This window comes from Shewanella sp. FJAT-52076 (assembly GCF_019457455.1).
Classification (GTDB): Bacteria; Pseudomonadota; Gammaproteobacteria; order Enterobacterales; family Shewanellaceae; genus Shewanella; species Shewanella zhangzhouensis.
Genome location: NZ_CP080415.1, coordinates 4,128,551 through 4,154,393, shown reverse-complemented (window position 1 = coordinate 4,154,393; position 25,843 = coordinate 4,128,551). Strand labels below are relative to the sequence as shown.

Genomic DNA, 25,843 nt, shown 5'->3' with positions numbered 1-25,843 from the left:
GTGATTGCTGCGGTCGTTATTGGGCGGCGTCTGTGCCGGTTTGTTCATCCAGCCAGCCAATGAATTGCTGGATCTGGCGCTTGTTACGGCATTCCTGTGGCAGTTGGATGCTGTAACCCGGGCCCGGCAGGATTTTTTCCGGCAGACAGGGTTTCAGCCAGCCTTTTTCAACCAGAGATGCCACCAACAGCGAGCTGGTCAGTGCCAGTCCCTGTCCGGCGAGGCAGGCCTGTACCAGCTGGTCTTCGCGATCAAACTCGATGAACTGGGCTTCTTTGAACTTGCCATAATCTTTCTGCCATCTATCCCAGTTGATTTGTGTGACACCTGAATGACGGCGCACGTGCATCAGGGTTTGCTGTGGATGTTTGCGGGATAGATAGGCGGGGCTGGCATAAATACCAAAGTGTTCTGTCAGTGTGGCATCTTCGACCTTATCGGCCGGGATAATGGCCACATGCCCACCCTGGGTATCGGGGGTATCGGAATGGCTGACCGATACCCTTACCTCGGGAAAACGTCGCTGAAAGTAGGGTAAATGCTGCGCCAGCCACAGGGCGGCAAAGCCGTGTGGGGCGCTGATATGTATTTCAGAGTCTTCACCCACCCCCAGACTGGTCAGGGTTTGATCTATCTGGCGCAGCACCTGGCGACTGGTTTCAAATAATGTGTGCCCCGCCGCAGTAAGTTCTACCGCCCGGGTGTGGCGAATAAACAACTGAATATCGAGCTGTGACTCCAGATTGCGAATTTGATGGGAAACCGCCGTCGGTGTGAGCTCCAGTTCCTTGGCCGCGAGTTTAAAACTGAGATGTCGGGCTGCCGCTTCGAAAACCCGTAGACCATTGAGAGAAGGTAGATGCGCAAACATGATTTATAGATGAATAAAATGACGTCATAAACAGGATGATGGTCATTAAATGGCAAAAAGTCCACAACCCTGAGTAATTAAATTCATCTATAAAAAAGCCCCATCAAGGGGCTTTTTCAGTTGTGCTTTGAGCCTGGTACTAGCTCTTTGTCACGACCCATAGAGCATGCAGCAGGCCGGGCAGCCAGAAAAACAGGCACAAAATGATATTGATCAGCAGATGCTTTCCCGCACCTTCTTTTAAAAATACCGCCACAGGTGGCAGCAATATGGCGATGATCACCAGCAGTAGTTTATTGGTATCCATTAGATCTCCTTGCTCGGACTACTTGGCTAACTTCGCAACTGAGCCGAAAAATGGCAAGACTTGTCGGACAAAAAACTGACATTATCTCTTTGCGGCGGCTATAGTAAAGCCACTAAAAAAAGAATAAGTACAATCGGGGTTTAATGGACATCCAAGCTGAGATCCTCATTGAGGTCATAGTGCTGTTGACGGCCGCCTGTGCCGCAGCCTGGGCACTGCTGGCGGGCCCATTACGCATTGCACCAAAGGCCTGTCGCCAGTACGCAGTGGCCAATGGTTTGTTGATGTTGGGGCTTATTCTCAACACATTCCGCTCGGAGGACCCGAGCTATCTTGCCTGGTTCGGTGCCGATTTAAGTCTGATTGGCGGCATCATCATGATGCGCTTTGGCACTGTATTCCTGTTTCGATTGCCGATGAACTATAAGCCTGAGCTGTTGCTGTTGGCTGTGGTGATATTCGCCATGTTGCTGGTACCGCCGTCGGTGGAATCACAGCATTATCTCGGCATCGTGTTTTCGTTGGCGGCGGCCGTGCTGTTCGCCCGTTTGGGGGTGTCGACCTACAAGGGGTTGCTACCGGGTGTCGGCGCCAGTATCACATTAATGCTGGTCATGCCCCTGATACTGGCGGCTGCGTTGTTTTTAGTGCGACTCGGACTCATCCTGACCCAGGAACATGCAGAAGAGCGCTTCATTTCCATCCATACAGCCGATGCCGTGCCCATGCTGTGGTTTTATTTGGTGCTCAGTCTCAGTATCAATGTGGTTGCCATAGGCAATGCCCTCACTCGACTGGTACAAAAAATACGGGTACTGGCAGACAGGGATATGCTGACAGGGCTTTGGAATCGCCGCAGCGCTGAACTGAGACTCAGAGAGCTGTATCTGCGCTGGCAGAAGGGGCGCGAGTCTTTTGCCATAGTGCTGCTGGATTTGGATCATTTCAAAAAAATCAATGACAAGCTTGGGCATCAGGCGGGCGATGCGGCGCTGCGGCAAGCGGCGCTGATTTTAAGCAACAGTCTCAGAGAAACCGATATGTTATGTCGCTTTGGTGGCGAGGAGTTTTTGGTCATTTTAGCCGGCGCCGGTATAAAGCAGGCACATCTGGTGGCCGAAAAACTGCGGGAAAGCCTGGCGGCAACGGCGCTGCGGTGGGATGACGACGAGGTGGTTTTGAGCGCCAGCTTTGGCTGTGCCGCGATGGCTGAGGGGATGAGTGTCTCTCAGCTGATTTCGGCCGCCGACCATGCCATGTATCAGGCAAAGGCTTGTGGCCGCAACTGTGTGATGGATTCAGCGGCCGGGCCAGTCCAGGGCTGATGGATTGCGCCAGTCGTTTTTGAGCTGCTGTGATAGTGCTTCTGAACGGAAGGCTTCACCCTCTGAGGGCTCGCTTTCGAAGTGGTATTCCTGCCCTCTAAATTGAAACTCCAGCTGCCAGGCGTGTAGATACGCTCTGTCAGAGGTTTCACCGCCGTAAAGGGTATCACCGAGTATAGGGGTACCCAGGCTTGCCAGGGCGACCCTGAGCTGGTGGGTTTTTCCGGTAAGAGGTTTGAGCAGATAGGCCCTTAATCCCTCTGCCACCGAAGCGGAGAAAAATTGGGTAACGGCCGGGTTATCCATGGTGCGCAGTAACTTGTATTGGCTGCGACGGGACTTGGCCATGTCACCGGCAATCTTGCCCTGCTTCTTCTTTGGCTTGCCCCTGGCGAGCGCCAGATAATATTTCTGCACCCCATGACGGCTGAACAGCTCGGTAAAGTCGGCTGCTGCAGCGCTGGACTTGGCCAGTATGATGAGGCCGGAAGTCAGGGTGTCGAGCCTGTGCACCGGGTAGAGCTTTATCCCCAAATCGGATTCGGCCTGGGCCACTACACCGGCGTTGCCATCCTGGCTATGAAAGTGCACGCCCGGTGCCTTGTCGATAAGGAGAAAATCCGCCTCGTCGGCGATGATGCGATACATAGCTTATTGAAACTCGATGACGGCTCTCAGACCCGGTTGGTTGTCTTCGAGGCGTATATGGGCCTGATGGCGCGATAATATCGCCTTCACCATCGACAGTCCAAGTCCCGTGCCCTGATGATGACGGCTGGGGTCGAGTCGTACCAGGCGCTCGAACACCCGCTCGCGGCTTTCTGGTGGGATCCCCGGGCCATTGTCGGCAATTACCACTTCGCGGCCATTTTGGCTGATACGAATGGCGGCGCCGTCTCCTGCGTACTTGATGGCGTTATCCACCAGATTGAACAGTGCCTGAAACAACAGGTGCTTATCGCCCTGCAGCGTGCATTCACGTCCTAGTTCCAAACTGAGGGTTTGCCCGCGTTCTTCGGCCAGCAATTCGGCCATCTCCACCAGATCGGCACACAGCGCCGACAGGCTTAGCTGCTGCAGATCCAGCTGTTGCTGCCCTTCTTCGATACGGGTCAAAGACAACATGGCATCGAAGGTGGCCAGGCAAAAATCCAACTCCTCTATCAACTGCTCGGCTTTCTCGGCGCGTTCTTCCTGGGGCTTATCCCTCAGTTGTTCAAGGCCGATGCGCAGGTGCGACAGCGGCGTGCGCAGGTCGTGGGCGATATTGTCGGTCACGCCACGCACCGCCTGCAGGTTGGCCTCAAGGGTGTCCAATACCCGGTTAAACTGGCGCGCCAGCATATCGAATTCATCCTGACGCCAACTCACCGGCAGCCGGGTGTCGTAGTGGCCGCGCTCGATGCGCTGTGCCAAGCGGTTGTATTGCACCAAACGGCGCAGAATGGCTTTGGAAAACAGATACCCCAGGGCCATGGTCAGCACTATGGTCAGGGTCATGGTGGTCACTGCAGCCCGCAGGAATTTCTTAATCAGGGTCGCCAGCTGGTCGGTGCGGGTGGCAATCAGCACCGGCCCGTAGCGGGTAATCACCAAGCCGCCGGTGAGAATGTGCAGCTTGTCGGGGCCGCCGGTCAGAATGGGGAACTCTACCGTTTCTGGCAGCAGCGGAATATCTTCCGGCATCAGGCTAAGCGAACCTACGATATCGAAGCTGTTGCGCCAGGCCACCAACACCGACTTGGGATCGGCGGCGCGGATCTGGGCGGCAAAACTGCGCCGGTCAACGGATTGTGCCAGTTGAATATAGCGCTGCTTTTCGGTCTCCAGGTGCTGCTCTATCTGATACTGCTGCTCAGTAACCAGTTGGCGGTAGAGGGTGAACAGCAGGGCGCCGGTGATAAGGGTCACCAGCGCGGTAAAAATCAACGTGATGCCCCAGATGGAGCTTTGGTGAGGCTTAATGCCTTTGGCGAAGACGATAACCCGCTCCCCGGACTGTTTCTATCAGTTCGCCGTAGCCCAGTTCTTCAAACTTGCGCCTGAGTTTGGCGATATGGACATCAATCACATTGGTACGGGGATCGAAGTGATAATCCCACACGGCCTCGAACAGCAGGGTGCGGCTGATGACCTGATTGGGGTGTTCCATCAGGTACTTGAGCAGCTGAAATTCCTTGGGTTGCAGCATCAGCTCGTGGCCATCCAGGGTCACGTTGCGGGTGAGCAGCTCCATTTCCAGCGGGCCCGCCTGCAGGTGTGTCTGCACAGGTGCGGTTTGCCCCCGGGATACCAGAATTTCGGCGCGAACAAGCAGCTCTGAGAAGGCGAAAGGCTTGGTCATGTAATCGTCGCCGCCGCTGCGCAGACCCTTTACCCGCTCGTCCACGTTGGACAGCGCCGAGAGAATAAGCACCGGAGTTTGATTCGCGTTGGCCCGCAGCGCCGCCAGCAGTGCCAGACCATCGAGGCCGGGCAACATGCGGTCGAGAATGATCAGGTCATACTGGTTGCTGGTGGCCAGCAACAGCCCCTGATGACCATCGGCGGCCGCTTCAATATTGTGTCCCTGCTCGGAAAAACCTTTGACTATGTATTCTGAAGTGGTGTTGTCGTCTTCAACCAAAAGGATTTTCACAGTCGCTCCTTAGTGTGGCTCAGCGTTCCCATTGCAGCATAGGCAAGGGTTTGAGCTTTTGGATGTCAAAGGCATGTTTGCGCTTGCCGTTTTCATCCACCATTTTGAATTCCAGGTAGCTGATCCCCAGATCGTGTTCCAACTGGGCACCCATTAACTTACCTTCGTGCTGCTCACTGGCCATACGCACCAGTTCGGAAAAGCGCAGCTGCTTGCGATCGAGCAATTTGACCGCTTCCAACTCGTCGTGGTCGTCGGCTTCCAGCTTGCTGTTGCGCTGCAGGATCAGTGTGCCATCGGTGGCGCGAAAGGTCAGCTCTGTGAGGGTGTTTTCATCGGCATTGATCACGTCGAACTCGTATCTGAGCTCCCCGTCCTGCACATCCAGCTCAAAATCGGCGATATAACCGGGATGGTCTGTCTCCACCCTTTCCATCATGGCAACAGGGTTGACCCTGTCACCCGTGTTGAGCAAGTTGAACAAACTGGTGTTGGCCGAGGCGCCGGCTGTCACCATCAATGCTCCAAGCAACCAATATCTCATTGATGCCTCCATAAAAAACCAGTGTCGGTATCCTAAAAGACTATCCCTGCGATGTCACCAAGCGGATGCTGTCTATCTCCACTTCCGGGCCGCGCCAGCCGTTGTCGATTTTGCCCCTGAGTTCTACCTGAGTCCGGTCGCTCAGGGTCAGGGTGCGCAGCAACACAGGGTCGATTTCTACCTTGATCTCGCCGCTGGCATCACGCAGCACAAAGTGCTTGTTGTCCAGACGTTTAACCAGTTGCCCATTCAGTATCGCCCGGGCGCCATCGGCGGCCTTGAGGGCCTCATGGGTGTTATTTACCTGGCGGGACGCCTGCTCGGTATTGGCCGCATGGGTGAGGGCAGTGGCCGTGGCTGTAATCAGCCCCAGCGCCAGAACCAATGGCATTATGATACGCATGGGCACTCCTCATTTCAGACTATGGCAGCAGTCTAACGGCTTGGGACTGAAATGAGGGTGGCGGCAAGATTAAGCTTTGATCATCTCGAAGATGTGTACCTGATCTGACTTGAGCGCTACCTCGGTGGCCGCGCCCTGCGTAAGCGCCAGTTTGTGGGCCAGATGCAGTGGGATCTCGACGTTGAGTCTTTCTCCCGAGTCCTGGACACTGGCTTCTATCCGCACCGATTCTCCCAGGGTCAGCAGGCTGTTGATATGGATAGGCAGAATGTTGAAACTGCGACACAAACGGCCACTGGCAATGGAGTTGAAGCGTATTCCCTGATTGGGGATCACCCAGCGCACCTTGTCGCCAATGTTTACGCGGGGCAGGCTGTCGGAGGCAATCAGGCGGTCACCGAACTTCAGCCAGGTCACGCCCTTGGCGCCATCTTGGGCGACCACATGGGCATCGAAGATATTTCGCAGGCCCATTTGCCGGGCAACGGCTTCGTTGCGGGGACGGGAAAAAACGTCCTGTGGGGTGCCGTGCTGCAGCATATGTCCCTGACTAATCAGCAGCATACTGTCCGCAAGCAGCAGGGCTTCATTCAGGTCATGGGTCACCATGATAACCGGAATGTTCAGCTCGGCTTTGAGCCGGGCCAGTTCCAGATAGAGGCGTTCCCGGGTTTCGCGGTCTACGGCCGAGAAGGGCTCGTCCAGCAGTAATACCCTGGGCTCCCGCGCCAGCGCTCTTGCCAGCGCAACGCGTTGCTTTTGGCCGCCGGAAAGCTGGGAAGGCAGGCGGTCGGTCAAACCATGAAGATTGACCTTTTCCAACGCTGCCAGGGCTCTTGGCCTGCGCTCGTGGCTGGGCAGATGGTCAAGGGCAGCCATGATATTGCCAAGGGCACTGAGTTTGGGAAACAGACCAAAATGCTGAGGGACGAACCCTATATGCCTATGCTGGGGCGAGCAGTTGATGCCCTCTTCACTGTCAAACCAGGTGCGTTTACCGCAGCGAATGCTGCCACTCTCGGGTTTGGCGAGCCCGGCAATCATCCTCAGCAGCGTGGTTTTACCGCCACCCGAAGGGCCCACCACTGCCAGAAATTCACCGGCGCGGCAGCGAAAATTGGCCTCGATGCGGATTCCTTTGGTTTGCCGAATCTGTACCTGAAGCTCAGCGTTGCCGCTCATGCTGGCCTCCCATTCGACGTGAAAGACTGGTGGTCAATGCCAGTGCACTGATGGCAAAAAGCAGCAGAATAAGCGACATGATCCCGGCAGCGTCGAAGTCAAATGCCTGCACGCTGTCGTAGATGGCGATGGAGATGGTTTTGGTTTCACCGCTGATATTGCCGCCCATCATCAGCACAACGCCAAATTCTCCCAGCACATGGGAGAAGGTGAGCACCAGAGCAGTGACCAGTCCGGGCCAGATCATCGGCAGTTCTATGCGGGTGAGGATTTTGCCTTTGCTCATGCCGCAGCATGCCGCGGCGTCCCGCACATCCACGGGAATAGCTTCGAAGGCCCGCTGTATGGGCTGTAACGCAAAGGGAATATTGACCAAGATTGACGCCAGTACCAGGCCCGAAAAATGGAACACCAGCTCAATGCCAAAGCTGTCCCTGAGCCATTGGCCGAGCCAACTCTCACTGCCGAAGCTGACCAGCAGATAGTAACCCACCACAGTGGGGGGCAAGACCAGTGGCACCATGATGAGGGCCTCAATCAGGCTCTTCCCGCGAAATTGATGATAGGCAAGGGCGCGCCCGGCAAACACGCACAGCGGCAGCAGGATAAGCACTGTCACCAGCGCCAGCTTGCCCGATAGCCACAGCGACTGCCAATCCATCAGGGCGCTCCGTGGGCCTTGGTCGGCAGTGAGAAACCATAGTCAGCGAAGACTTTACGTGCCTCATCTCCCTGTAAATATTGGTAAAAGCTATTGGCAGCAGCAGAAGCCCTCGGCATTAACACCATGCGCTGTGCCAGCGGCTGATGCTGGTCTTCCGGGATGGGGAGGTAATTCGCCTTGGCACGAAACTGGGGTGCAACCGCCAGCGACAGAGCCACTATGCCGCCCTGGGCCGAGCCGGAAATCGCAAATTGCGCCGCCTGGGAGACGTTTTCACCCAACACCAATTTGTCTTTGATGGCGTCCCACAGGTCTGCCTGTTGCAGCAGGGCTCTGGCGCGTTCGCCGTAGGGGGCTAAATCCGGATTGGCCAGCGCAAAGCGCTTGAGCTCGCCGGTTTTAAGCAGTTGCCGCAAACCTTCAAACTCATTATCCAGCTTCAGCGGCGAGGACTTGGCTGCCACCAAAGCCAACCGGCCATAGGCGTAGATAACGCCGTTGTTTTGCACCACGCCGGCGTCCTGCAGCCGGTTTACATACTGCTCGTCGGCGGACAGAAACAACTCAAAGGGCGCGCCATGACGGATTTGTGAGGCAAAGTTACCCGATGAGCCATAACTGACCCTGAGCTTATGGCCAGAGCTCTGCTCAAAGCCGCGGGCGATGTCTTCCATGGCAAACTTAATGTTGGCTGCCGCCGCCACAGTGACTGTCTCGGCACGGGCAAATCCGAGGGTGCCAACCCCCAGCAGTATCAGCAGTACAACAAGACGCACTAACATCATCCTTGGTCCTTCGCGGGTTGTTTATTGCTCCCAGGCCTTGGCGGCCTGATCGTCAGCATCACGGGCCTCGACCCAGCCCTGGCCCTTGTCACTGGTTTCCAGTTTCCAGAAGGGGGCCTTGGTCTTTAGGAAGTCGATAAGGAACTCACAGGCAGCGAAGGCCGCCTTGCGATGGGCACTGCTGACACCGATAAACACGATTTGCTCACCCAAGTGCATGGTACCGACCCTGTGGATGATGGTGAGGTGATTCAGCGGCCAGCGTTCACGGGCCTGGTCGGCGATTTGTTCCAGCACCTTTTCGGTCATGCCGGGGTAGTGCTCCAGGGTCAGGTCGCTCACCTGATTGCCTTCGTTGAAGTCACGCACCTTGCCGACGAAGGTCACCACGGCGCCATCCTGGTTGTCGGCGGCAATGCGTTGGTATTCCCCGGGCACGCTGAAATCGGCGGTTTGCACCAGAATGCGGTTTTGGCTCATATCAACCTCCGGTGACCGGCGGGAAAAAGGCCACTTCGTCGCCATCCTTGATGGGCGTGTGCCAGTGGCACAGGGTTTGGTTCACCGCTACCAGCAGCTTGTCAGAGGCCAATACCTTGGCCCATTTGTCGCTGCGATTTGCCAGGGTTTGGCGCAGTGCATCGGCGGTTGCCGTGCCGTCACCGGCATCGAGTGTCAGAGAGGATTCACCCAAGAGCTCACGTACCTGAGCAAAAAAAAGCACATTTATCATATGAGTTACACCTTGAAGTGGCCGGATTTTCCGCCACGTTTTTCCAAAAGACGTACCTGAGAGATCACCATGTCCTTCTGGACTGCTTTGCACATGTCGTAAATGGTCAGCGCGGCCACGGAGGCGGCAGTCAGGGCTTCCATTTCCACTCCGGTTTTTCCTGACAGCTTGCACAAACTGGTTATTCTGACCCGGCTCTGTTCCGGCTCCGGCTCCAGTTCCACTTCCACTTTGGTCAGCGCAAGCGGGTGACAGAGGGGAATCAGATCGGAGGTTTTCTTGGCTGCCATGATACCGGCGATGCGGGCGGTAGCGAATACGTCACCCTTGTGATGTTTGCCTTCGAGGATCATCGCCAGTGTGGCGGGGGCCATCTCTATGTAGGCTTCGGCGCGGGCCTCGCGCTCGGTCACGGTTTTATCCGTGACGTCCACCATATGGGCTGTGCCCTTGTCACTCAAATGGGTAAAAGCACTCATGATGATGGCAACTCCTTGGCGGGTTTAAGATGGGCAACAAAATTACAGGGGCGATGGCGGGCATCCAGTTGTTCACTGAGTATGCCACGCCAGGCGGTGCGACAGGCACCGGTGGAGCCGGGCAGGCAAAAAATGGCGGTACCGTTGGCGACGCCGCCAAGGGCACGGGATTGCACAGTGGACGTGCCAAGCTCCTGGAAACTCAGGTAGCGGAACAGCTCACCGAAACCCTCAATGGCCTTGTCAAACAGAGGCATCACGGCATCCGGCGTATTGTCACGGCCCGAGAAGCCGGTACCGCCGGTGCTGATAATTACCTGCACCTCAGGGTCGGCAATCCAGGCGGAGATTTGGGCGCGAATGAGGTATTTGTCATCCTTGATAATGCGCCGGGCAACGAGCCTGTGACCCGCCCCGGTAACGGCATCGGCAAGGAAGGCGCCCGAGGTATCGTTGGACTCATCCCGGGTATCTGACAGCGTCAGCACAGCAATATTCAGGGGTTTGAATTCGGTTTCGAGGCAGTGTCCCATGGTGTCTCCTTCGGCACTGGGTGAACTGAAACAGATCAGGGGCAGCGGCTGAAATCAGCCGCCAATGGACGCCAGATGCTGGGTCACGCCGGTAATGCCCTGATGCAGGAAGTGGGTCTCTTTTTTGAGCCTGAGCTGGTCTTCGAGCCGCGCCAGCAACGCCGGTTGTTGCTCTGGGCTTTGCAACAGATCCCGAAGATCCAGTCCCTGCTCGGTGAAGAGGCAAAGATGCAGCTTGCCCTTGGCGGACACCCGCAGCCGGTTACAGCTGGCGCAGAAGTTATTCTCATAGGGCATGATAAGCCCGATGCGGCCCCGATAGTCGCTGTGGCTGAAGTTTTGTGCAGGACCATCTTCGGCGCCGCGTTCGTCCAGCTGCCAGCCATCGGCAAGCAGCTGTTGCTTGATTTGGCTGCCGGGCAGATGGTGTGCCTGGAAATAGTCGCGACCAAGGCCGGTTTCCATCAGCTCGATAAAACGCAAATCGATGGGGGTGTTTTTGATCCAGTGCAGGAAGCGGGGCAAGTCTTTATCGTTGAGGCCCTTAAGCAGCACGGCGTTAATCTTGACCCGCTCGAATCCGGCATTCAGGGCGGCATCTATGCCCCTCATCACGGTATCGAATTTGTTTTCACCGGTAATCTGGTAAAACATTCTGGGGTCGAGACTGTCCACCGACACATTGATACGGCGCAATCCCGCATCAAACCACTCTTTGGCATGTTGCTCCAGGCGGTAACCGTTGGTGGTGGTGGCCAGGGTATTGATGGCCTGGTTGTCTGCGATGACCCGGATGATATCGGTAAAGTCCTTGCGCAGGGTCGGCTCTCCGCCGGTGATACGCACCTTGCGGGTACCGGCCTTGGCAAAGGCGGCAATCAGATTTTCGATTTCACTGAGGGTCAGAAAACTCGGCCTACCATCAGGGTGGTAGCCGTCGGGCAGACAATAGCTGCATTTGAAGTTACAAACGTCGGTAACCGACATCCGCAAATAGTGAAACTTACGACCAAAGCTGTCTTGAAGTTGAGACATGATCACCTTTCCAAGTATCGGGAGGTGAAGCCATTTCTGCACCCCACCCCGGTGGCACCGCGCCACGGCTCAAACACCATATCCATTGACTTAGGTGCAGGAGCTCGGAGAACCGTCATTGAGGGATTATAGGCCTAAAGCATGACCGAACCATACCTCTAAACGTGTATTTATTGGTCTGGATCATGCTGCCGTGAACAAATTGTGACGCCGCTCACTCGGAATATTATGGTGGTTTGCACTGCCCCAACCAGCTATCTACTGTGCCTGCGAGTGGATTTCGGGTAAGGTGGTTGAGTTACAGAATATAAAACACCCGTTTACATCGGGGGCACAAGTACAGGAATGAGGTGAAAGATGGAACGCGAATTCATGGAGTTCGATGTTGTTATCGTGGGTGCAGGTCCTGCCGGATTGGCGACAGCCTGCCGCTTAATGCAGATTAGCCGTGATGCAGAAAAGGAACTGACCGTTTGCGTGGTCGAAAAAGGATCTGAAGTCGGCGCGCACATTTTATCGGGCGCCGTGTTTGAGCCCAACGTGCTGGATGAGCTGTTCCCCGATTGGCGTGAAACGGGCGCTCCGCTCAATACCGCCGTGACCCATGATGAAATCCATCTGCTCAAGTCCCCCCATGACGGCAAACTGATGCCCAATGCCATAGTGCCCAAAACCATGCACAACGAAGGCAACTACATCATCAGTGTGGGTAACCTGGTGCGCTGGCTCGGCGGTCGCGCCGAAGAGCTTGGCGTGGAAATCTTCCCGGGCTTTGCCGCCAGTGAGCTCCTGTTCAATGACGATGGCAGTGTTAAAGGCATACTTATCGGTGATATGGGCATCGGCGCCAATGGCGAGGCCAAAGACAGCTTTATGCCCGGCATGGAGCTGCACGCCAAATACACAGTGTTTGCGGAGGGCTGTCGTGGCCACCTCGGTAAGCAGTTGATTGAAAAGTTCCACCTGGACAACGGCAAGACCCCGCAGCATTACGGTTTGGGTTTCAAAGAGCTGTGGAAAGTACCCGAAGGCAAGCACACGCCCGGGCTGGTGGTGCACACAGGTGGCTGGCCCTTGACCGAGTCCAAGTCATCCGGTGGTGGCTTCCTCTATCATATGGAAGATAACCAAGTGGTGGTTGGCCTCATTATCGACCTGAATTACCAGAATCCGCATCTGAGCCCCTTCGATGAGTTCCAGCGTTACAAGACCCATCCTGTGATTGCCCAGTATCTGGAAGGCGGCGAGCGCATCTCTTACGGTGCCCGAGCCATTACCAAGGGGGGGCTGAACTCTCTGCCCAAGATGAGTTTCCCCGGTGGTTTACTGATTGGCTGTGATGCCGGCACCCTGAACTTTGCCAAGATTAAAGGCACTCATACCGCCATGAAGAGTGGCATAGTGGCGGCTGAAACCCTGGCCGAAGCCCTGTTTGTTGGGGTTGAAGGGGGTAAGGATCTGGATTGCTTCCAGGAGCGCTTTGAGCAGAGCTGGCTCGGTGACGAGCTGCACCGCTCCCGTAACTTTGGTCCGGCCATGCACAAGTTCGGTACCTTCCTGGGCGGTGCTTTCAACTTTATCGACCAGAATATTTTCGGCGGCAAGCTACCCATTACGCTGCGTGACAACAAAGCAGACTACGCCCAAATGGGTCTGGCGAGCGATTTCCCCAAAATCGATTATCCCAAGGCCGACGGTAAACTGAGCTTCGACAAGCTTTCTTCTGTTTATTTGTCCAACACCTTCCATGAGGAAGACCAGCCCTGCCATCTGCGCCTCAAGGATGCCACCATACCGCTGGCAGTTAACCTGCCAAAGTTTGATGAGCCAGCGCAGCGATACTGTCCAGCCGGTGTGTATGAAGTGGTCGAAGAAGCGGGTGAAAAGAAGTTTGTCATCAATGGTCAGAATTGTATCCACTGCAAGACCTGTGACATCAAGGACCCCAGCCAGAATATTACCTGGGTAACCCCAGAAGGCGCCGGTGGCCCCAACTATCCCAACATGTAAGGGTGGTTGTAAACAACTCATTGGCCGGAGAAGAAATTCTCCGGCTTTTTTATATCAGGCAATTGCGAATTGCCCAATCTTTCGCCATAATTCGCCGCCTAAAAATCATAAGTTCATTTTTTCTTCAGTGCCCACTGTTAGCCCCCTTGTCACCGCAATGGGCGGCGTTATTACTTTTTATGCATTATTTCTGAGCCAAGCGGAAAAAACGCTTATTAGGGTCAATACTGCATAGTGAGTACTTATCCCTATTTCCTCAGCTTCAGGAAGAATAAGGCAATGAACTTAAACATGCTTACCATCAAACAAAAGATTTTGCTTACTGTCTCGCTGGCGGTGATCCTTTCCACCGTCGCGGTGGGGCTATTGGGGCAGCACAGCGCCAGAGACGTGGTAGAGCAGCGGATGCTGGGCTCGGAAATGCCGGCCAAAATGCTGAGTATTCGCAACGAGCTTGAAAAAGACATGGTAAGCCTGCTAAACGCTGCAAAGCAGCTGGCTGATAGCCGCATGTTAGGCAAATGGCTTGAGCAGGACCGTCCTGCAGAAGACGAGTCCAGAGTGGTTGCCCAGTTGCAGGATGTGGCCAGTCAGTACCAGCTGGCACAGGCTTCCTATGCCGACCGCGAAACCGGTGCTTACTACACCCAGGGTGGCTTCTTGCGGGTACTGACCCCGGAACAGGACGGCTGGTTTTTCGATTATCGCAGCAGCGGTGTGCAGCAAAGCCTGAATGTGTTTACCGAAGCCAACGGTGAAGTGAAGCTGTTTATCAACTATCAGCAGCTCAATGGTCGCGGCCTTGCGGGACTGGCCAAGTCGCTGGATGCCATGGTGCAGCGGCTCAAGTCTTTTAAGCTGGAAGAATCCGGCTTTGTCTATCTGGTCGATGCCAAGGGTGAAGTGCAACTGCACTCAGATCCCAGCAAAATTCGTAAGGCCACGCTCAACTCCTTGTATGGTAAAAGCGGCAGCTTGTTGTCCAGGGCCGATTTCAACTACATGGAGGTGGAAGTGGACGGTCAGCCCATGATGGTGGCCAGTAGCTATTTGCCCTCCATCGATTGGTACTTGGTCGCTCAGGTGCCAGAGGCTGAAGTGTTCGCCCTGCTGGATGACGCCGCGCTGAAAATTTTATTTTCTACTTTGTTGATTGCACTCGCTTTTGTGGTGTTGTCTGGTTTTGTCGCTTCCAGTGTCAGTAAGCCTATCGCCGCCGTTGCACGTATGTTCCGTGATATAGGTGAGGGTGAAGGGGACTTACGCCAGCGTTTGCCGGTGCAGGGTGAAGATGAATTGGCGCAACTTGCCAGCGGCTTTAACAGCTTTATCAGCAAAATCCAGGACTCTGTGATTGAAGTGGCCCAAACCAGCGAGCAGCTTGGCAAGTCGGCCATTGATGTGTCACGCCAGGCACAGCAAACATTGGAAGACAGCCAGGATCAGAAAGACCGCACCATGCAGGTGGTGACCGCCATCAACGAGATGGGCGCCACAGTGAACGAGATTGCCGCCAACGCAGCCCAGGCTGCCGAAGCCGCCAAGGACGCCGATCGGGCTTCTGGCTCGGGTCAGAAGGTGGTGACCCAGGCGCGGGATACCATCAATCAGCTTTCCAAAGATGTGTCTCAGGTGGGTGAGGTGATTGAGTCCCTGGCCACCCACACCAAGTCCATCGGCAGTATTCTGGACGTGATCCGCGCGATTTCAGAACAAACCAACCTGCTGGCGCTCAATGCCGCCATCGAGGCTGCCCGCGCCGGGGAAGCCGGCCGTGGATTTGCCGTTGTGGCCGACGAGGTGCGTAATCTGGCATCCCGCACTGCGGCCTCCACCGATGAGGTGCAGGTAATGATAGATAAGCTGCAATCCGAATCGGCCAGGGCGGTCAATGCCATGTCCCAGAGCCGCAGCCGCTCCCAGGAAGGGGTGTCGGCGGTTGATGAAGCCAGCAATACCCTGAGTGGCATTTCCGATCAGATTGGACTTATCAGCGACATGAATATTCAGGTGGCTGCCGCAACCGAAGAGCAATCGACCGTAGTGGAAGATATCAACCGCAATGTGACTGAGATTAACGACATCACCCAGCGCACCGCAGCAACGGCTCAGGCAGCTGCCCGAGCCAGTAAAGATCTCAATGCCCTTGCCACTCGCCTCGATCAGTTGGTGGCTCGCTTTAAGGTGTAAATCATCGCTGGGCCGGGCTCGCAGCGCCGGACACAAGCGCTTGCGACCCGGGCCAGAGTGGCGTAACCTGCCCGGGTCTACTGCAATTATCGGTGCCCTGTCGCGGCACTAAATCAGAGGAAATACCATGTCAGTAATCGCCGTCCCGGAGCTGGAAAGGCCACAAGTTAAATCCCACCACAAGGCTCGTCACCTGAAGAAGCTGGCGCTGGGTCCCTGGGCTGAAACCTGTATCGAATTTCGCTTTCAGGCTGATGAAGACAAGTTCGAAGCGCTGGATGAAGCCCTGGCCAATCAGGAAATCGAAAACGGTTGGGATCTGCTGATTGCCTATTACAACGACCGCTACCATGTGTCTGTGAGTTTCTTCTCCGGTCAGGGCAGTGTGGCCGAGGTGGCTAACACGGTAGCCGAGAGCATCCGTGGTGTGTTTGGCGATCTGCCGCTGACCATTTATGCCGGTGATGCCAACTATGGCGACTGGGACACCACGTATGTGGATTAATGCCCCCATCTGGATGTAAATAAGCCCGGCTTTGCCGGGCTTTTTGTTTTGAAAGACAGTGTTAAAGCCTGCCGAGAATACGGGCATAGGCCTGTAGCTTGTTTGTTTAATCTGGGCCAGTGTTATTGCCCTTGGCCCATCAAGCGCGGGCGCCAGTCTTCAATTTTGCCACTGGCAAGGCGCTTTTCCAGGCTGTTGCGCCAGCTTTGGGCTAGGCCCGGGCATGCCAGCAATCGCCGATAACCCGTTTCGTGAAACTCAGCCGCAAAATAACACTGCATGGCATCTGCCACACTGATGTCAGACAGGCGTTCTTTCAGCTGCAGAGTATCGGTTTCAGTGATTTCACCGGGCGTCAGCACACGGTAAAACCAGCCACTTTTACCCAGCGTTTGCATCACCAGCGCAAAGCCGGGGTAGGCGAAGCGTAAATCCAGCTTAAAACAGGGAGAGCGTGGCTGAGTCACCTGCAGTACTGTGCTGCCAAAGCTGAGAATGTCACCAATGTGCAGTGTTTCTTCCGTCAGGCCAACGGTACTGATGTTCTCACCCATTGCCGGGGCATCCACAAAACCCCGGAACATATCCCGTCGGCGATACTCGCCGTAATGTTCCCGGGGAAAATGATGCACCGCCCTGTCAGGTCCGCCATGGTGCCGGGTATCCACCTGGGCATCGCCCACAATGCCCTGTGCTGTGACTTGCAGTACTGCTGCGCGCTGTTTGTGTGCGATACCGCTGGATACCTGGCCGAGTTGACTGCTGTCTGTACCGCGATAGAGGGCTGATTTAGTGATGAATGTAGCGGACAATGAGGCGCTCCCCTGTGCTGTTAACCTAATCCCTGACTAGGGCGACAGAGTAACAGCGGTGCGCCACAGCGCCAAGTCATCCACCAGGGCTCCCCGGTTCAGATTGGCGGTAAAGCCCAGCCAGGGTGGGGTATCCAATCCGGCTTTTGGGGTGAAGCCGAGTCTGCCCAGCAGGGCGATGCTGGCGCCGTTACCCGCCATGGCACGGGCTATCAGCTCAGTCAGGCCGTACTTATCGATGGCCAGCACCATGGCGGCTCTGGCCGCTTCGGCGGCCAGGCCCTGGCCCCAAAAGGGGCGCATTAATCTGAAACCCAGGTCGACACTGGCGTCCCCATGTCGCTTCAAACCACAGAAACCGATGAACTCACCCGAGTGAAGCTGAATGGCCCAACGGCCAAATCCATGGTCGTGGTAATGTTGGTACCCCAGGATAAAGTCCCGGGCCGCTGTTGGGCTCTCAAAGGGTAAGTCCCCGGTGTATTTGAGTACTTCTGCATCCCGGTTCAGGGTGTAAAAATCCGTCGCATCGTCCACTGTGAAGCGGCGTAGTCCCAATCTTGGGGTCAGGGCAAGGCAGAGTTCGGAGGGCATGGGTTCCTCAGTGTCGGCGGCAGGCTTGAGCATGCTGTTTTGGAAATCCTAAAACACCACTGGGACAGAGGCCAAACTTTGCGCAAAAAAAAGCCCCGTTCGGGGGACGGGGCGACATAACGAGCAAACAACTGACAAATGGGAAGTTCAGGAGCGCAAACCCAAAATCATGCATCTCACGGGGCTTATACTAGGGCGCCTTGGTTGCAGTTGTATGACATTCTGCCTCTTTTTCCGCCAGATGATCTTTAAGTGCTTCTCCGGGGGTAGAGCTTTCACTTTCCACAGCAATCGCTGCCCAAATGGCGGCTTCTTCCATGGCCTGTTGCAGGGTAAGAGCCGACACCAAACCATGAATAAGCCCCGCGGCATACACATCACCCGCCCCCGTGGTATCCACCACGTTCGCGGGCCTGGCCGGTACATGCAGGGTTCCGGCTTCGCTGTAGGCACGGGCTCCTTTGGCGCCATCGGTCACGATAAAATGCTGCAGGCTGTCACCGGCAATGCCTTTGGCGTATTGCCACAGGTCGCCAGAGGCCCTGCCGGCGAGATCCGATGCCGAGGTGATGAGGATATGACAGGGACGCTGGCGCTCGTCCTTGGCCAGTTGCCCAACCACCAGGCAATGTTCCAGCGCCGTTTTGGCCCAGCTGACGGCGCCTTCGGCGGACGAGTTGATATAGAGTACATCCCAGCGCTGCCAACGGGGCGGCGCCGGCAACTCGAAGACGGGTCTCTGGGGGCGTATGATGGTGCGGTCACCATTGGGAGTCATCATCAGCAACATCTCACAGGTATTGCCGGGGCGGCGCGAAATGAGGTGGCAATCGATACCCGCAGTGCTGGTTTCGGCGAGCAGCCAGTCTCCCACCTTATCTCTGCCGACCTGACTGACCAGGGCGACCCTGTGTCCGGCCCATACCAATCCGAGACCGGTATTGGCGCCACCGCCTCCCAGGCGTTGACCGCCATCATGGTAATGAAAGCGCCCGCCGCTGGTCAGGGGTTTGTCCAGCAACAAGATGCGGTCACAATTGAGGTTGGCTACCAGTAAAACATTGGCCATGGCAAGGTTCCGGAAACTGTCTTGCATTGATGGTAACCGTCCTTGGCTGGGCTGCAAAGCGGGGCGTGAATGACTCGGCGGATTGGCGTACCGTTTCCTGATCTGGGTCGCGCTTTGGCCTCAGAGGATGCCAACAGGCCGGGAGCGCCACTCCCGGGCGAGCAGGGCATATTGATACTCTGAGCCCCAGGCCCCTTTAAAGAAGATATTCTCCACCCAGTGGGCTTCTCGCCTGAAGCCCAGGGCTTGCAGTAGTCGCCAGCTGGCCAGGTTCTCTGTATCACAGATTGCCGTCACCCTGTGCCCCGCACTTTGCAGCAGATACCAATCCAGCAGGCAGGTGAGGGCTTCCTTTGCCAGGCCTTGGCCCTGATGTTGGGGAGCCAGGGTAAAACCTATTTCCAGCTGGTTCTCGTCGATAAAATGCAGCGCCAGGTCGCCCAGTAGCGCATCGGTGTCTTTGTCGACAATGGCCATCTGAAACCAGGAATCGGCTGCGCCGAATGTACCGCCCAGCTGTGCGTTCAGCAGGGCTTCTGCCTTGCCCATGTCGTAATCTGACCAGCCTTGATAGCGGGCTACCTCCGGCTGTTGGCGGTAGAGGGTGAACGCAGGCAGGTCTTGTTGGGACAGTGGGCGCAGTGCCAGGCGCGTCGTCTTAAGTTGGGGGGCTGTGAGCATGGGATGTCCTTGGCTTTTAACCGGTCGGTATATTGTAATTTTATTAAAATCAATGCGTTGTAGTGTGAAGCCTCTCTCGGCGTAAGCCCCTGCGCCAATTACTGTGCGATATTTGCCACCCGGGTAAGGGGACCGCTGACGTTATTTGGCTAACACATTGTAAGTTATGGCTTTGCTAAGCCGGTGCCTCTCGCTGCCAAAGCGAGCGGATCCACTGAAAGTGGAGATTTTGCTCTAAACTGCAGACTTCAACCTATGCCGAGTGATCACATGGATGTGATGTAGAAAATGGATTTTCTTTTTTTACCGACATTGACCGCAGAGCGCAGGCTGGAGATGTACCTGGCCTGCCTCGAAGAATTTGAACGTTTGGACTACGACGACAAATACGTGGCCGAAATCCGCCATGAAGTTGAGCGTATCAGGGCTGGTATACGTTCGGGCGGTGTATCTCCATCATGATCCCCGTGTTGCCCAGGTCGGTAAAACCAAACTGACGATACAGACCATGGGCATCGCTGGTGGCCAGCATCATACGTCTTAACCCGGCGAGTTCCGGGTGCGCCATTACGGCCTGCATCAGTACTTTGGAGCCACCTTGTCCGCGGTGGCTTTCCAGCACAAAGACATCGGCCAGATACGCGAAGGTCGCCTTATCGGTGATCATACGCGCAAAGCCGATTTGGTCGTTTCCGCAGAAGAGCCCGAAACAGAGACTGTTTTCAAGGGCGCGGCGTAATGTGGCTTCCGGGATCCCTTTTGCCCAATAGGAATGTTGCAAAACACCGTGGATGACGGACATGTTCATGTCAGACAGTGCGCTGGTAACCCTGAAATCAGTCATTGCTAGGGATTCCCTGAATTTTGTCTGCGCCAAAGCTCCACAGGGTTTGGATAAGACCGTCTCGAATTTCATACACCACGGCCACTTCAAACGCATCGGGGCCTAACCCTGTGATGTGCTCATGGTCTATCACTTTATTTCCCAGCACCATGCGATTGCTGACTTCGGCATGGAGTGTGGGTACACAAAAGCGCTCTTTTCGATAAAACTCAGCAAATTCGGCCTTACCCTGCAATACAGGCTTGGACGCGGGTGGACGGATAACGGCCACCTTGTCACTGAAAAAGCGTAAAAAGGCGTCCAGGTCATGGGCGTTATAGGCGTCCAGCTGCCCTTGCACCAATTGCTCCGGTGTCATCTTGTTTCCTTTTTTCTGAGTAAATAAGCCGTCGCTACTATGGCGCTATCCCGCTTGCTATGGGCGTTAGTGCTGCTTTAACAACCAACAGGAATAGCATGCCTGAAAAAAAATATAAAAAAATTTTTTGTGCGCTTTAACGTATCTGATTTTGTAACTGGTTGTATAAGAAGCCATTAATATATTGCGCGCAATTTATTTCGTCATATTTTTGACTGGTCAAAAAAACTGCTATTGAAAGTACTGATTTTTTTGAACAAAATTCGCCGTGAATAGAGCTGAATCTATTCCTGAGTAACAGATCGGAATAATTGAAGGATATTGTCATGAAACGGCAGATTTGCTATGCCATTCTCGCGTATGCCGCCTGGCTTACTTATCAGGATATCAACGGCACACTGCAGGACACTAACCTTGAAGGCATGCAGCCTCTGCTTCGCCAGGCTGTTGCCCAGCAGGTGGGTGATGCCAAGAGCTTGTCGGCTTATCGCAGCGAGCCAGAAACGGCAACATGTGTTGACCCCTATGCCTGTAATCAGGCCGGGAACAAGTCTCCTGAACAGGGAGAATAATGACCCTGCAGGTCAACTCAGTAACAAACGGCACCCCAGGGTGCCGTTTGTGTTTTTTGCCCCTGCTTTTTCTCGGTGTTTGTCATGCCTTAAAGGGAGTAGCATGACGAAAACAATCCCTCTCTGGAGCTTATTATGATCACTACAGGTCAATCTCTGCCTGCGGGCCAACTGGCCGAGCTCACCGCCGATGGCATGGTGAACCATGATGTACAAAGCCTGTTTGCCGGCAAAAAAGCCGTAGTATTTGCCGTTCCCGGCGCTTTCACCCCTACCTGCTCTGCGGCTCACCTGCCCGGTTACGTGGTGCTGGCCGACGAGATAAAGGCCAAGGGTGTCGACTTTATCGCCTGCATTTCCGTGAACGATGCCTTTGTAATGAAGGCCTGGGGTGATGCCCAGAATGCCGCTGAGATTAAGATGCTGGCCGACGGCGATGGTCAGTTTACCCAGGCATTGGGCCTGACCATGGACACTGGGGCATTCGGCGGCGTACGTTCACAGCGCTACGCCATGGTGGTAGATAATGGCGTGGTAACCCTGCTGAACGTTGAAGCGCCCAAAGCCTTCGAGGTGAGCAAGGCCGAAGTCGTGTTGGCGGCGCTCTGAGATTGCAGACCCGGCTAAGCCGGGTCTTTATTAAGCCTGTGCATTGCCACTCAGGGCGTCTTCGATGGCGGAAACCTGAGTGGCAACTTCGGCGGCGATGGCCTGGCTCTCATTGACAGCCTGACTGGATTGGGTCAACAGCGCCGTCATGGCATCGTTAAAGGCTTCCAGGCAGCGCATTTGGGCTCTGGCATTGCTCAGCCCCTCTTCGGCGGTGCCCGCCATCACTCCTGCATGTTCACGCACGGCCTCGGCCGCTTCCCACAGCTGGCTGGCTTTTTGTTGCTGGGTGCCCGTGGCTGAGTCTATGCCATCCACCCTCAGTGCCAATTGATCGCTGGCGCCCTTGAGTTCACCCAGAATATTCTGGATTTCCTTGAGCGAAACCTGCGTGCGCTGAGACAGGCTGCGTACCTCATCGGCCACCACGGCAAAACCGCGTCCCTGTTCTCCAGCTCTGGCAGCCTCGATGGCGGCGTTGAGGGCCAGCAGGTTGGTTTGTTCTGCGATATTTCCAATCACGTCTATGATGCCCGCGACCTTACTCACGGAACCATTCAGGCTCAGCAGCGAGCTATTACAGTCCTCAACGGCGCCACGGGTTTCCTTGATGGCGCTCAGCATTTCTTCCGCACCTGCCTGACTTTGCGTCATGCGTTCCACCGTGGTGTTGGCGTCGCTGGCCACGCGGGTGGAGTTGTCGCTGACTTCACTGGCCAGCATTTTTAACTCTTCCGTGCGTTCCCGCGCCTGGGTGACAATCTCACCCGTGGCCTCGGCACTGTTGGCCATGTCGGCGATTTGGCGTCTGAGCTGGTCGAGGGTGGCAGAAATTCCGCTGATCCTGTGTCGCTGGGCCTCGTCTTCCACCTCGAAGCGCTGCAGCAAGCGGTTAAAGTGGCCAGCTATCTGGCCAGTTTCACAGCGGCTGCGGACATCCAGTTGCTGACGCTGGCCGGTTTCAGTGAGTTGCATAAAGGCCTGATTGAGCCGTTTTAGCGGCTTGACCACCCTTTTTTGTTGTATCACCAGATAGAAGAACGCATAGATAGCCAGCGCCGCTGCCATGGCATAGAGAATAAGCTGCATTTGTTGCTTGAGGTGTTGGCTGCGTAGGTGCTGCTCGTCAACCATGGCGAGCAGCAGGCTTTCGGTATCGGCGATGGCAGATCGCAGTGCTGCCTGGGTTTGTTGGTTGTCGGTCAGCAGCTTGTGGGTATTGTCGATTTCACGGCGGTAGCGTCCGCTGAGACTGTCGAGTTCGGCTATCAGGCTTTCGGCCCTGTCCTGTGCCGGTGGAGGTTCTTCGCCGGGCATCAGGGCATCTTCATCTATGGTCTCCAGCAGACCAAGCAAGGGGGCGTTGGTGAGCGCGGCGCGCCATTGCTCGAGGCTGTCCAGACTCGAATCCAGAATGCCCTTCAGGCGAGTATCTTTGTCAATAAGATAGCCGTGGGTTTGCTGAGATAATCCATAAACCAGTGGTGGCAGTTCGGCAGTGAGTGCAAGGAGTTGGCTCGCCTTGTCGGGCGAAGTTTCCAGGCCTTCACGGGCATAGGCGGCCAACAGGCGGTTAAAGTCGAGCAGCTCCGTCTCGGCGTGGGACAACAACTGGCGTGGATTACCGGCCAGCTTGCCGGCTGCGCGGTATTTGCCATCGAGCTCACTGCCAAAGGTGTCGAGTCGGCTTGCCAGCGATTCGGCCTGGGAGGGCTCCAATACTGCCAGCGATGTGCTCATGTCGGCCAATTGATTGCGGGCGGCCTCCAAACGGCTGGCATCGCCACTGGTGAGGTATGATTCCAGTAAGCGCCTGACATCAATTACAAAGTGCTGCTGCAGTCGATTGAGTTCGCTGGTTTGAAATTCCAGTTGCTGACGCTGATTGCTGGTCCACAACAGGGTGGCGGCCATCAGGCTTGCCAGTACCAACAGCAGGGCAGATGCGCCCAGAGACAGGGTCGAGATTTTCATCCGGATTCACGTTTAAGGCCGATTTTCATCAGCTTATGACGGTTGGATGACAATTTTATGAAGCTGACTTATTCCAGCGGTAAAAATACCTCGGCTTTCAGACCGCCTTCAACCCGGTTGCTGAGTTTCACCTTGCCCTGATGCCTGTCCACGATTCGCTTGATAATGGCCAGCCCCAGACCGGATCCCAGGCTGCCCCGGGCCATGTCGCCCTGGGTAAAGGGTTGAAAGAGTTTGGGGATTTGATCAACAGGAATGCCGGGACCGTTGTCTTCCACTGTCAGTACCAAGGCCGACTTTTCCATTCGGGTCGAGATGCGTATCCAGCCCCGACCGTAGCGGAAGGCGTTTTCCACCAGGTTACCCAGTACCCGTTTGATGGCGATAACCTGCACCGGGATCGTCTGACAGGGGCCGAGTGCCAGTTCAATTACCCCATCACGTTTGGACTCGGCCTGGGCATACTCGCTTACCAACTGATTGATATCGGCTTTCTCCCATACTGCTTCCTGATCCTGGCGTATATAGGCGATGAATTGATTGATGATGGCGTTCATATCATCGATGTCGGCGATGATGCCGTCTCTGAGGTAGGCATCCTCATCTACCATCATTTCCGAGGCCAGACGAATGCGGGTGAGGGGAGTGCGCAGATCGTGGGAGATACCCGCCATCATCAGTGCCCTGTCCTGCTCCAGCATCCGCATGCTGTGAGCCATCTGGTTAAAGGCGTGGGTCACTTCCACAATTTCGCTGGAGCCGGCAGGGGGAATGGCTTCGGGGTATTCTCCCCGCGACACATTGATGGCTGCCTTCTGCAGTGCCTTGAGGGGCTTGCTCTGGCGGCGGGCAAACAGCCAGCCACCGGCCACACTGAGCGCGCCAATGACCATCAGGTACAGGGTCAGCAGCGACATTTCCAGTTCGTTGAAACTCGACAGGGGTACCCGTATCCAAACACTGGGTGCCTGTGGCGGGCGGATCCAAATTTGCACTGTCTCGCCCTGGGTGATGCGGACTTCGGCATTGCCGCCGAGGTATTCTGACATCTGATTCGACAGCAACCCGTAATAGGTGGCGTTGTCTATTCCAGCTTCCTTGGCCTGCTTTTGGTTGAAAACGTGCATGCTGCCATCGCCGACCTTGGCATTGAGGGCATCCACCAGACTCAGGTATTCGCGGCCAATGACCGCCTCTTCGGTAAACAGAAAATTGATTTGCCTGGCAATGAGCTGGTTGATTTGCTGATAGCTGGGTTTGATGACGTAAAGCGCCACAGACACATAGGAAAACAGCTGATTAATCAACAGTAAACAGCCTATCAGCATCACGGTTTGACTGAAGGCGCTGCGGGGCAGCAAGCGCTGCCACCAGCGAAGTTTCATGATCCGGCTCCGGGCTTAACGACGGGCGCTGCCGTCGGGTACAAACACATACCCCAGGCCCCACACGGTTTGGATATACCTTGGATTGGCGGGATCTTTTTCAATCAGGCGTCGAAGGCGGGACACCTGCACGTCGATGGAGCGCTCCAGTGCCGAATAATCGCGGCCCCGCGCCAGGTTCATCAGCTTATCCCGGGAGAGGGGTTCACGTGGATGTGTCACCAATACCTTGAGCACGGCAAACTCACCGCTGGTGAGCGCAATGGACTCGTCACCGCGATACATTTCGCGGGTCGCCAGATTGAGATGAAACTCACCAAAACCCACTTCTTCTTCCTGCTGCGCCGGTGCACCGGGGATTTCCTGGGTCTGACGGCGCATCACGGCTTTGATGCGGGCCAGCAGTTCCCGTGGATTAAAGGGTTTGGGCAGGTAATCGTCGGCTCCCAGCTCAAGGCCGATAATGCGGTCGACTTCATCGCCTTTGGCGGTAAGCATGATGATGGGCAGGGGGCTGCCGGTCTGACGCAGACGCCGGCAAATAGACAGGCCATCCTCACCGGGCAGCATCAAATCCAATACCAGCAAATGAAAATTCTCGCGCTCCAGCAGCCGGTCCATTTGCTCGGCATTGGCAGCTGCCCTGACCTGAAATCCCTGCTCCACCAGATAGCGCTCCAGCAGGGCTCTGAGTCTCATATCATCATCAACGACCAGAATCTTGGAGGTTTCCTGTCCCAT

Annotated in this window: 31 protein-coding genes and 1 riboswitch; of the genes, 7 read left to right on the top strand and 24 right to left on the bottom strand. The window is 55.6% G+C overall.

Going from position 1 to position 25,843, the window contains the following annotated elements:
* Window positions 1-16: 16 nt before the first annotated feature.
* Both K0H79_RS18445 and K0H79_RS18440 read right to left on the bottom strand, forming a co-directional pair.
* Window positions 17-871, bottom strand: a complete 855-nt coding sequence (locus K0H79_RS18445) for a LysR family transcriptional regulator (protein ID WP_220076803.1) — start codon at window positions 869-871, stop codon at window positions 17-19.
* Window positions 872-1,010: 139 nt separating this feature from the next.
* Entirely contained in the window at window positions 1,011-1,178 is a 168-nt protein-coding gene (locus K0H79_RS18440; protein WP_203325419.1) for a YqaE/Pmp3 family membrane protein, read from the bottom strand.
* Between the two features lie 143 nt (window positions 1,179-1,321).
* Between K0H79_RS18440 and K0H79_RS18435 the strand changes: the two genes are divergently transcribed.
* On the top strand, window positions 1,322-2,503 hold the full coding sequence (locus K0H79_RS18435) for a GGDEF domain-containing protein (protein ID WP_220076802.1): 1,182 nt from the start codon (window positions 1,322-1,324) through the stop codon (window positions 2,501-2,503).
* On the opposite strand, the gene K0H79_RS18430 is transcribed toward K0H79_RS18435, so the two are convergent.
* The 13 genes from K0H79_RS18430 to moaA form a co-directional block, all read right to left on the bottom strand.
* Complete coding sequence (locus K0H79_RS18430) at window positions 2,477-3,151, bottom strand: TIGR01621 family pseudouridine synthase (RefSeq protein ID WP_220076801.1); 675 nt, start codon at window positions 3,149-3,151, stop codon at window positions 2,477-2,479. The genes K0H79_RS18435 and K0H79_RS18430 overlap by 27 nt on opposite strands.
* A 3-nt stretch (window positions 3,152-3,154) precedes the next feature.
* A complete protein-coding gene (locus K0H79_RS18425; protein WP_220078201.1) occupies window positions 3,155-4,414 on the bottom strand; it encodes a HAMP domain-containing sensor histidine kinase in 1,260 nt (419 codons plus the stop codon).
* 49 nt (window positions 4,415-4,463) lie between these two features.
* Window positions 4,464-5,141 (bottom strand): response regulator transcription factor, encoded by a 678-nt coding sequence (locus tag K0H79_RS18420; protein WP_011761640.1) that lies wholly within the window; start codon window positions 5,139-5,141, stop codon window positions 4,464-4,466.
* A gap of 19 nt (window positions 5,142-5,160) precedes the next feature.
* Window positions 5,161-5,685: a hypothetical protein gene (locus K0H79_RS18415; RefSeq protein WP_220076800.1), complete on the bottom strand. Its 525-nt coding sequence runs from the start codon at window positions 5,683-5,685 to the stop codon at window positions 5,161-5,163.
* Between the two features lie 40 nt (window positions 5,686-5,725).
* A complete protein-coding gene (locus tag K0H79_RS18410; protein ID WP_220076799.1) occupies window positions 5,726-6,088 on the bottom strand; it encodes a YgiW/YdeI family stress tolerance OB fold protein in 363 nt (120 codons plus the stop codon).
* A gap of 69 nt (window positions 6,089-6,157) precedes the next feature.
* Window positions 6,158-7,270, bottom strand: a complete 1,113-nt coding sequence (locus tag K0H79_RS18405) for an ABC transporter ATP-binding protein (protein WP_220076798.1) — start codon at window positions 7,268-7,270, stop codon at window positions 6,158-6,160.
* Window positions 7,254-7,931, bottom strand: coding sequence for a molybdate ABC transporter permease subunit (modB, locus tag K0H79_RS18400; RefSeq protein ID WP_220076797.1), 678 nt, complete (start codon window positions 7,929-7,931; stop codon window positions 7,254-7,256). The genes K0H79_RS18405 and modB overlap by 17 nt, the downstream gene beginning before the upstream one ends.
* Window positions 7,931-8,719 (bottom strand): molybdate ABC transporter substrate-binding protein, encoded by a 789-nt coding sequence (gene modA, locus K0H79_RS18395; RefSeq protein WP_220076796.1) that lies wholly within the window; start codon window positions 8,717-8,719, stop codon window positions 7,931-7,933. The genes modB and modA overlap by 1 nt, the downstream gene beginning before the upstream one ends.
* Window positions 8,720-8,740: 21 nt before the next feature.
* Window positions 8,741-9,199 carry a molybdopterin synthase catalytic subunit MoaE gene (gene moaE, locus K0H79_RS18390; protein ID WP_220066077.1) on the bottom strand — a complete coding sequence of 153 codons (459 nt, stop codon included), beginning with the start codon at window positions 9,197-9,199 and terminating at the stop codon, window positions 8,741-8,743.
* Between the two features lies 1 nt (window position 9,200).
* Complete coding sequence (gene moaD / locus K0H79_RS18385; RefSeq protein WP_220076795.1) at window positions 9,201-9,452, bottom strand: molybdopterin synthase sulfur carrier subunit; 252 nt, start codon at window positions 9,450-9,452, stop codon at window positions 9,201-9,203.
* 5 nt (window positions 9,453-9,457) lie between these two features.
* Window positions 9,458-9,934 carry a cyclic pyranopterin monophosphate synthase MoaC gene (gene moaC, locus K0H79_RS18380; RefSeq protein ID WP_203327269.1) on the bottom strand — a complete coding sequence of 159 codons (477 nt, stop codon included), beginning with the start codon at window positions 9,932-9,934 and terminating at the stop codon, window positions 9,458-9,460.
* Window positions 9,928-10,464, bottom strand: a complete 537-nt coding sequence (moaB, locus tag K0H79_RS18375) for a molybdenum cofactor biosynthesis protein B (protein ID WP_220076794.1) — start codon at window positions 10,462-10,464, stop codon at window positions 9,928-9,930. The genes moaC and moaB overlap by 7 nt, the downstream gene beginning before the upstream one ends.
* 54 nt (window positions 10,465-10,518) lie before the next feature.
* A complete protein-coding gene (gene moaA, locus K0H79_RS18370; protein ID WP_220066074.1) occupies window positions 10,519-11,499 on the bottom strand; it encodes a GTP 3',8-cyclase MoaA in 981 nt (326 codons plus the stop codon).
* Window positions 11,487-11,621: riboswitch (molybdenum cofactor riboswitch) on the bottom strand. Its footprint overlaps the gene before it by 13 nt.
* Window positions 11,622-11,856: 235 nt before the next feature.
* Between moaA and K0H79_RS18365 the strand changes: the two genes are divergently transcribed.
* The 3 genes from K0H79_RS18365 to K0H79_RS18355 all read left to right on the top strand — a co-directional run bounded on the left by K0H79_RS18365 (window position 11,857) and on the right by K0H79_RS18355 (window position 16,204).
* Entirely contained in the window at window positions 11,857-13,509 is a 1,653-nt protein-coding gene (locus tag K0H79_RS18365; RefSeq protein WP_220076793.1) for an electron transfer flavoprotein-ubiquinone oxidoreductase, read from the top strand.
* Between the two features lie 279 nt (window positions 13,510-13,788).
* Window positions 13,789-15,699, top strand: coding sequence for a methyl-accepting chemotaxis protein (locus K0H79_RS18360; RefSeq protein ID WP_220076792.1), 1,911 nt, complete (start codon window positions 13,789-13,791; stop codon window positions 15,697-15,699).
* Between the two features lie 127 nt (window positions 15,700-15,826).
* Window positions 15,827-16,204 carry a hypothetical protein gene (locus K0H79_RS18355; RefSeq protein WP_011761627.1) on the top strand — a complete coding sequence of 126 codons (378 nt, stop codon included), beginning with the start codon at window positions 15,827-15,829 and terminating at the stop codon, window positions 16,202-16,204.
* 122 nt (window positions 16,205-16,326) lie between these two features.
* Here K0H79_RS18355 and K0H79_RS18350 read toward each other — a convergent pair whose 3' ends face one another.
* The 4 genes from K0H79_RS18350 to K0H79_RS18335 form a co-directional block, all read right to left on the bottom strand.
* Complete coding sequence (locus tag K0H79_RS18350) at window positions 16,327-17,016, bottom strand: MOSC domain-containing protein (RefSeq protein ID WP_220076791.1); 690 nt, start codon at window positions 17,014-17,016, stop codon at window positions 16,327-16,329.
* Window positions 17,017-17,052: 36 nt separating this feature from the next.
* Window positions 17,053-17,643, bottom strand: a complete 591-nt coding sequence (locus K0H79_RS18345; RefSeq protein ID WP_220076790.1) for a GNAT family N-acetyltransferase — start codon at window positions 17,641-17,643, stop codon at window positions 17,053-17,055.
* A 157-nt stretch (window positions 17,644-17,800) separates the two neighbouring features.
* Window positions 17,801-18,679, bottom strand: a complete 879-nt coding sequence (locus tag K0H79_RS18340) for a PfkB family carbohydrate kinase (RefSeq protein WP_220076789.1) — start codon at window positions 18,677-18,679, stop codon at window positions 17,801-17,803.
* A 120-nt stretch (window positions 18,680-18,799) separates the two neighbouring features.
* Window positions 18,800-19,360: a GNAT family N-acetyltransferase gene (locus K0H79_RS18335; protein ID WP_220076788.1), complete on the bottom strand. Its 561-nt coding sequence runs from the start codon at window positions 19,358-19,360 to the stop codon at window positions 18,800-18,802.
* A gap of 288 nt (window positions 19,361-19,648) precedes the next feature.
* On the opposite strand from K0H79_RS18335, the gene K0H79_RS18330 reads away from it, so the two are divergent.
* A complete protein-coding gene (locus tag K0H79_RS18330; protein ID WP_220066067.1) occupies window positions 19,649-19,822 on the top strand; it encodes a hypothetical protein in 174 nt (57 codons plus the stop codon).
* Here K0H79_RS18330 and K0H79_RS18325 read toward each other — a convergent pair.
* A complete protein-coding gene (locus K0H79_RS18325; RefSeq protein WP_220076787.1) occupies window positions 19,782-20,204 on the bottom strand; it encodes a GNAT family N-acetyltransferase in 423 nt (140 codons plus the stop codon). The two genes, K0H79_RS18330 and K0H79_RS18325, sit on opposite strands and share 41 nt — an antisense overlap.
* Entirely contained in the window at window positions 20,197-20,562 is a 366-nt protein-coding gene (locus K0H79_RS18320; RefSeq protein WP_220076786.1) for a nuclear transport factor 2 family protein, read from the bottom strand. The genes K0H79_RS18325 and K0H79_RS18320 overlap by 8 nt, the downstream gene beginning before the upstream one ends.
* Before the next feature lie 326 nt (window positions 20,563-20,888).
* Here K0H79_RS18320 and K0H79_RS18315 point away from each other — a divergent pair, with 326 nt between their 5' ends.
* Both K0H79_RS18315 and K0H79_RS18310 read left to right on the top strand, forming a co-directional pair.
* A complete protein-coding gene (locus K0H79_RS18315) occupies window positions 20,889-21,134 on the top strand; it encodes a hypothetical protein (RefSeq protein ID WP_220066064.1) in 246 nt (81 codons plus the stop codon).
* A 135-nt stretch (window positions 21,135-21,269) separates the two neighbouring features.
* Window positions 21,270-21,743, top strand: a complete 474-nt coding sequence (locus tag K0H79_RS18310) for a peroxiredoxin (protein WP_220076785.1) — start codon at window positions 21,270-21,272, stop codon at window positions 21,741-21,743.
* A 30-nt stretch (window positions 21,744-21,773) separates the two neighbouring features.
* Here the strand turns inward: K0H79_RS18310 and K0H79_RS18305 are convergent, their stop codons facing one another.
* The 3 genes from K0H79_RS18305 to ompR all read right to left on the bottom strand — a co-directional run bounded on the left by K0H79_RS18305 (window position 21,774) and on the right by ompR (window position 25,843).
* Complete coding sequence (locus tag K0H79_RS18305) at window positions 21,774-23,717, bottom strand: methyl-accepting chemotaxis protein (RefSeq protein ID WP_220076784.1); 1,944 nt, start codon at window positions 23,715-23,717, stop codon at window positions 21,774-21,776.
* Window positions 23,718-23,785: 68 nt separating this feature from the next.
* Window positions 23,786-25,102, bottom strand: coding sequence for a two-component system sensor histidine kinase EnvZ (envZ, locus tag K0H79_RS18300; protein ID WP_220076783.1), 1,317 nt, complete (start codon window positions 25,100-25,102; stop codon window positions 23,786-23,788).
* A 15-nt stretch (window positions 25,103-25,117) separates the two neighbouring features.
* Window positions 25,118-25,843, bottom strand: coding sequence for a two-component system response regulator OmpR (gene ompR / locus K0H79_RS18295; protein WP_011761616.1), 726 nt, complete (start codon window positions 25,841-25,843; stop codon window positions 25,118-25,120).